This is a genomic window from Allobosea sp. CER48 (genome assembly GCF_044752385.1).
In the GTDB taxonomy this organism is placed as follows: Bacteria; Pseudomonadota; Alphaproteobacteria; order Rhizobiales; family Beijerinckiaceae; genus Allobosea.
On sequence record NZ_JBIWYK010000466.1, the window covers coordinates 1 to 2,369 of the forward strand.

Below are 2,369 nucleotides of genomic sequence, written 5' to 3' on the forward strand. Positions count from 1 at the left end.
TCAATCTCACCGTGCTGCGCGAGGGCGATACGGCGCGTGCTGCCCTCACGGCCAGCAGCGAGGCGATGAAGCAGGTCCTGGCGGCGCTCAAGGAGGCCGGCATCGCCGAGCGCGATTTGCAGACCTCCGGCCTGAACATCCAGCCGCGCTTCGCCCAGCCCGGCAAGGAGCGCAATGTCGAACCGAAGATCACCGGCTATACCGTCAGCAACGCGTTGACCGTGCGCGTCCGCAAGCTGGCCGAAGCCGGTGCGATCCTCGACAAGGCCGTAAGCCTTGGCGTCAACCAGGGCGGCGGCATCGTCTTCGCGAAGGACGATCTGAAGCCGACCTTGACCGAGGCGCGCAAGCTCGCGGTCGCCGATGCGGTGGCGCGGGCCAGGACTTTGGCCGAGGCGGCCGATATCAGACTCGGCAAGATCCTGTCGATCGAGGAGCAGTCGATCCTGCCGCGCCCCATGCCCTATGGCGCGCCGATGCGGATGGCCGCGAGCGACGCGTCGGTTCCGTTGGCGAGCGGCGAGAACAGCTACCGCACGCAGGTCAACGTGGTCTTCGAGATCGCGCCCTGAACCAGGGAGCTGGCCGGGCGACGGCGATGGAAGCTGCTCACCCGCCCGGGGCGGAGGACCGGAAGACGTCGGTCTGCCCCGTCCACGGTATCCCCAGCAGCATGCGCTCCAGGATCGCCATCCGCATGGGGACCGAGAGCTGGACCTGCCGGAAGTAGCCTGCGTTGGGCAGGCTGTCGCAGGAGGTATCGAGCTCCGAGAAGCGCGGCAAGGGGTTGAGGATCAGCGTATCCGAACGGGCATCGAGGATCTTGCGCGCGGTCAGCGTGAAGGGCTCGCTTTCCCTTTCCTTGTCGACGGCTTCATTGCCGAGCGTGGCGTGCGCAAACTTGCTCATGTCCTGCATCTGGATGCTCAGAACGTCATGGTCGAGCGTCTGGCGGATGTCGTGGACGACGTTAACGATGCTGCCGAGATTGGCGAGGACGGCCATGGCCTCGCGCATCGGCGGGTTGATCGGCACGCCGGGCAGGCAGCAGAGGGTGAAGCGCTTCGGCGGGCAGAGCCTGAGCATCTTGACGAAGGAGACGGCAAAGCGCGCCCGCGTGTCGCTGGACAGGGCGATGCTCAGGGGCTCGATCACGCCTCGCATCTGCCGGATGGCGAAGATATCGATCAGGGCCTGGGTCGGGTGTTCGTCGGCGCCGTTGCCGGCATTGATCACCGGCAGATAGCTCAGCCGCCCGACGCGGTAGGGCATGTCCTCCTGATGCGAGCGGACGACCAGCAGGTCGCTGTAGAGCTCGACAGTGTGGATATGATCCTCGATCGACTCGCCCGTCGTGTTGCCGATGCGGCTGCGGTCGGTGTCGTAGGCGTCCAGGGCCTGATGGCCGAGCCGGGCGGCCGCGGTCTGGAAGCCGAGCCGCGTGCGCGTGCTCCGCTGGTCGAACAGCGTGGCGATGACCTTCGGTCGCCGGCGGGGTGCCGGCGGAGCCTCGGAAAGGGGGAGCCCGGCCTTCTCCATCTCCTCGTCGCGCAGATGTCGCTCGGCACGCTCGATGATGTCCTCGAGATCGAAGCGCGAAACGGCATCTGCGCTCAGCAGATCCTTCCCGCTCGGATAGTTCGGGCGCTGCATCAAGGTCTCCGGCTCGCGCAAGCAATTGCGGCCGGAGCGCTTCAGACCAGCTGGCTGAAGCTATCCGGCTTGCGCCGCCGAGAGCGAGGGCCCGCCGCGCGCCTCCGTCCCGTCGCCACACGAGTCTCAATCATGGGCAGCAATTCGTCCGCTGTCATCGGCCGAGCGTAAACAAAACCTTGAATGCCGTGGACGGCATGTTTTTTGATGATCGCGAGTTGCTCCAGCGTTTCGACGCCCTCGACGATCAGGCGCAGTTCCAGATCGCGGGCGAGCTGGGTGATGGCGCTCATCAGCGAATCGGCCTTGCGCGAGGTTCCGAGTTCCCGCGCAAAGGCCTGGTCGATCTTGATCGTGTCGATCGGCAGGCGCGCCAGGTAGCTGAGCGAGGAGTAGCCGGTGCCGAAGTCGTCGAGGGCGATCCGTGCGCCGAGCTCTCGCAGCGCAATGAGCCGCGAGACGACCAGATCGGGATCCTCGATCAACGAACTCTCGGTGATCTCGATGGTCAGGCGGCCTGGCTGGATGCCGCTCGTGCGGATTAGCGCCTCGACCGTTCCAACGAGATCGTGCCCGCGGTCAAACTGGCGGGCCGAGACGTTGACGCTGACGCCGACCTGGCCCGGCCAGGTCAGGGCGGTCCTGATCGCCTCGCCGACCACCCAGGAGCCAAGCACGGTGATCAGGCCGGTTCGCTCCGCCAGGGGAATGAAGAG

3 protein-coding genes are annotated in these 2,369 nt (G+C 66.2%); 1 reads left to right on the forward strand and 2 read right to left on the reverse strand.

The window, feature by feature from the left end; all coding sequences use genetic code 11:
- Positions 1–572, forward strand: a 572-nt coding sequence (locus tag ACIPIA_RS14435) for an SIMPL domain-containing protein (RefSeq protein WP_400510547.1), incomplete at its 5' end; no start/stop codon positions are given.
- Positions 573–609: 37 nt separating this feature from the next.
- Here ACIPIA_RS14435 and ACIPIA_RS14440 read toward each other — a convergent pair.
- Both ACIPIA_RS14440 and ACIPIA_RS14445 read right to left on the reverse strand, forming a co-directional pair.
- Positions 610–1,653, reverse strand: coding sequence for an aspartate carbamoyltransferase (locus ACIPIA_RS14440; RefSeq protein ID WP_400510548.1), 1,044 nt, complete (start codon positions 1,651–1,653; stop codon positions 610–612).
- Between the two features lie 41 nt (positions 1,654–1,694).
- Positions 1,695–2,369: EAL domain-containing protein (locus ACIPIA_RS14445; protein WP_400510549.1), on the reverse strand; the 675-nt coding region annotated here is incomplete at its 5' end.

Excerpts from the sequence above, each read along its gene's own strand:
- ACIPIA_RS14440 (WP_400510548.1), bottom strand. The coding sequence starts at position 1,653 with ATGCAGCGCCCGAACTATCCGAGCGGGAAGGATCTGCTGAGCGCAGAT.